3 protein-coding genes, 1 tRNA gene and 1 pseudogene are annotated in these 3,721 nt (G+C 76.7%); 2 read left to right on the forward strand and 3 right to left on the reverse strand.

Features of this window, described 5'->3' with window-relative positions:
* Positions 1-255, reverse strand: a pseudogene (locus tag HLB09_RS14455) (hypothetical protein); the annotation flags it as partial.
* A gap of 78 nt (positions 256-333) precedes the next feature.
* Between HLB09_RS14455 and HLB09_RS14460 the strand changes: the two are divergent.
* Entirely contained in the window at positions 334-1,641 is a 1,308-nt protein-coding gene (locus tag HLB09_RS14460) for an acetyl-CoA C-acetyltransferase (RefSeq protein WP_171204037.1), read from the forward strand.
* Here the strand turns inward: HLB09_RS14460 and HLB09_RS14465 are convergent.
* Together HLB09_RS14465 and HLB09_RS14470 are read right to left on the reverse strand one after the other, a co-directional pair.
* Entirely contained in the window at positions 1,611-2,300 is a 690-nt protein-coding gene (locus HLB09_RS14465) for a TetR/AcrR family transcriptional regulator (RefSeq protein ID WP_171204038.1), read from the reverse strand. The genes HLB09_RS14460 and HLB09_RS14465 overlap by 31 nt on opposite strands.
* Positions 2,301-2,439: 139 nt before the next feature.
* On the reverse strand, positions 2,440-3,402 hold the full coding sequence (locus HLB09_RS14470; RefSeq protein ID WP_212771132.1) for an acyl-ACP desaturase: 963 nt from the start codon (positions 3,400-3,402) through the stop codon (positions 2,440-2,442).
* Between the two features lie 131 nt (positions 3,403-3,533).
* Here HLB09_RS14470 and HLB09_RS14475 point away from each other — a divergent pair.
* Positions 3,534-3,605, forward strand: a tRNA-Gln gene (locus tag HLB09_RS14475).
* Positions 3,606-3,721: the final 116 nt, after the last annotated feature.

The raw sequence follows: 3,721 nt of genomic DNA on the forward strand, positions 1-3,721 counted from the left end.
GGGGGCGCCCGGCGCGTCGCGGCGCAGCGGCACGGGGTCCGGCAGGCCGAGGCCCGGCACGAGCCGGCGGCCGAGCCCGCTGCGGGCGAAGGCGGCGTAGCGGTCCACCGGCCCGCCCGGGTCGGCGATCGGCCCCGTGGCGGGGGCCGCGGCGGGCCCGGCGGAGGGCGTGGCGGAGGGCGTGGCGGAGGGCGCGGTGGTGGGCCCGGTGAGGGGGGCGCCGGGCGACGAGGAGGTCGGCGTGGTCTCGGGCACGGGGCGAGGCTACCGCCGACCGAGGGCGGAAGTTACCCGCGGGTAACACCTGTCGTCCGTCCGTGGCACAGTGGCGCCATGGCCCCCACCCCGCGCCCGTACGGGCCCGCGAGCAGCCCGCGCCCCGTCGCCGTCGTCGCCGGCACGCGCATCCCCTTCGCCCGGTCGGGGCGCGCCTACGCGAGCGCCTCGAACCAGGAGATGCTCACCGCCGTCCTCGACGGGCTGGCGCGGCGCACGGGCCTCGTGGGCGAGCGGGTCGACGAGGTGGTCGCGGGCGCCGTCGTCAAGCACAGCCGCGACCTCGTGCTCACCCGTGAGGCCGTCCTCGGCTCGGTCCTGGACCCGACGACCCCGGCGCACGACGTCGGGCAGGCCTGCGGCACGGGCCTGCAGGCGGCGCTGTCCGTGGCGGGCAAGATCGCGCTGGGGCAGGTCGAGGTCGGCGTCGCCGGCGGCGCGGACACGACGTCGGACGCCCCGGTCGTCGTCTCCGAGGGGCTGCGGCGCGCGCTGCTGCGCGCGAACCGCGAGAAGACGGCGCTCGGCCGGGCCCGCGCCCTCGCCGCCGTCCGCCCCCGGGACCTCGTGCCCGTGCCGCCCCGCAACGCCGAGCCGCGCACCGGCCTGTCCATGGGCGAGCACCAGGCGCGCACCACGCTCGAGTGGGGCATCTCGCGCGAGGCGCAGGACGAGCTGGCGCTCGCGAGCCACCACCGGCTCGAGGCCGCCTACGACAGCGGCTTCCTCGACGACCTCGTCGTGCCCCACCGGGGGCTCGAGCGCGACGACGTCCTGCGCCCCGGGCTCACCGCGGAGCAGCTGGCGGGGCTGCGCCCCGTGTTCGGGAAGGGGGAGACGGCGACCATGACGGCGGGCAGCTCGACCCCGCTGACGGACGGCGCCAGCGCCGTCCTGCTGTCCTCCCCCGAGTGGGCCGCCTCGCGGGGGCTCGAGCCGCTGGCGCACCTCGTCGACGCCGAGACCGCGGCCGTCGACCACGTCAGCGGCGCCGAGGGGCTGCTCATGGCGCCCGTCCACGCCATCTCCCGGCTGCTCGCCCGCACCGGGCTGTCCCTGCAGGACTTCGACGTCGTGGAGATCCACGAGGCCTTCGCCAGCCAGGTGCTCTGCACGCTGGCGGCGCTCGAGGACCCGCTCTACTGCCGCGTCCGCCTCGGGCGCGACGAGCCGATCGGCTCCGTCGACCGCGCACGGCTCAACCCCCACGGCGGCTCGCTGGCCGCCGGCCACCCCTTCGCCGCCACCGGCGGGCGCGTGCTCGCCTCCGCGGCCAAGGCGCTCGCCGTCCGCGGCGGCGGCCGCGCGCTCGTGTCCGTCTGCGCGGCGGGCGGTCAGGGGGTCGTGGCGGTCCTCGAGCGCTGAGCGGGGCCGTCCGCCCGCCCGGCACGGGCCGGGCGCGCGCGGTCGGCGGCCCTCGGGTGCGCGGGGTCGACCGGGGCCGGGTCGGCCTCGAGGTGCGACAGGCCGTTCCAGGCCAGGTTGACGAGGTGCGCCGCCACGGCGGCCTTGTCGGGCTGACGCGTGTCGAGCCACCACTGGCCCGTGAGCGCCACCATCCCGACAAGCATCTGCGCGTACATGGGCGCCGCCCCCTCGGGCAGGTCGCGCCGGGCCATCTCGCGCGCCATGAGGTGCTCCACCTGCCGGGTGATGTCCGACAGCAGCGTCGCGAAGGTGCCCGCGCTCGAGGCGACGGGGGAGTCCCGCACGAGGATGCGGAACCCGTCCGTGGACGCCTCGACGTAGTCGAGCAGGCCCAGCGCCGCGCGCTCGAGGACCTGCCGGGGGTGCAGCCCCGCGACGTCGAGCGCCTCGGTCATCGCCGTCAGGAGCTGGCGGACCTCGCGGTCGACGACGACCGCGTACAGGCCCTCCTTGCCGCCGAAGTGCTCGTACACCACCGGCTTGGAGACGGCCGCGCGCGCCGCCACCTCCTCGACGCTCGAGCCCTCGAAGCCGCGCTCGGCGAAGAGCGCCCGGCCGACGTCGAGCAGCTGCTCGCGGCGCTCGGCGCCCGTCATGCGCGCCCGCCGCGGCGCGGGTGGTCTCGTGCTGGTCACGGCGCCATCCTCTCCCCGGACGGTGCGCCGGGGCACACGTCCCCGGGTCGTGACCCCGGTGCTCGCCCGGGGTGCGCGGCCTGGCGGCGGGCGGCCGTGCTCACGCCCCCAGGCGGGCGGCGCGGCGGGCCTCGGCCTCCTCGCGGCGCGTCACGAACCGGGTCGCCTGCTCGTCGAGCGTCTCGAGGAACTGCGCCATCTCCGTGCGGGCCGCCTCGCCGCGGGGGCCGAGGTCGGTGCGCTCGAACACCTTCCAGAACCGCAGCACCGGCATGAGGACGTCGTCGTGGTGGAGCTTGAGGTCGTAGATGCCCGCCTTGGCGATCATCATCGACGACCGCGCGAAGCCGGGCATGCCCGCGCCCGGCATGGCGAAGCTCATGACCTCGTTGCGGACGGCCTCCATCGTCTCGTCGGGCGCCTGGTCGAAGGCCGCGGCGAGGAGGTTGCGGTAGAAGACCATGTGGAGGTTCTCGTCCTTCGCCACGCGGGCCAGCAGGCCCTCGGCGACGGGGCAGCCGGTGGCGCGGCCGGTGTTGCGGTGGCTCACCCGGGTCGCCAGCTCCTGGAACGAGACGTAGGCGAGGGTCTGCAGCATCGGCTTGTCGCCCTGGTCGTAGCCGGCGGCCATGTGCTCCATGCGCAGGCGCTCGAGCTCGACGGGGTCGGTGCCCCGCGTGACGACGAGGTAGTCGCGCAGCGCGATGCCGTGGCGTCCCTCCTCGGCCGTCCAGTGCCCCACCCACTGGCCCCACGCGCCGTCCCGGCCGAAGCTCGTGGAGATCTCGCGGTGGTAGCTCGGGAGGTTGTCCTCGGTGAGGAGGTTCACGACCATCGACGTCCGCGCCACCGGGTCGAGCTTGGAGTCGCCGGGCTCCCAGTCCGTGCCGCCGAGGTAGGCGAAGTCCTTCCCCTCGCTCCAGGGGACGTAGTCGTGGGGGTTCCACGCCTGGGTGGCCTTCAGGTGCCGCTCGAGGTTCTCGGCGACGACGGGCTCCAGGTCGCGCAGGAGCCGGGTCTGCAGGGCCGCGGCGGCCTCGGGGCTGTCGGTGGAGGAAGTCACCTACGGGACCGTAACCTACGGGGGCGTAGCCATGCCTGCCGAGCGGCTGGCAGTCGTCTGGGAACGGGCTGCCGGTAGCGTCGGCGCGCGGGCCGGTGCCGTCCCGTCGCGCGCGGGGCGCCCGCCCGCGGTCCCCCGTGGTCCAACGGCAGGACGCCGCTCTTTGGAAGCGTGAGGTCGAGGTTCGAGTCCTCGCGGGGGAGCCGCCGCGGGCGCCGCGGCGAGGGCCGTGGTCCCGCACCCGTCCGGCTCTCGCGCGGACGGCGCCCGGCCGCACGGGCGGTAGGGTCGCCGCCGTCCGACCGCCCCGCCCGGCGCC

This window comes from Pseudokineococcus marinus (assembly GCF_013004605.1).
GTDB classification, from domain to species: Bacteria; Actinomycetota; Actinomycetes; order Actinomycetales; family Quadrisphaeraceae; genus Pseudokineococcus; species Pseudokineococcus marinus.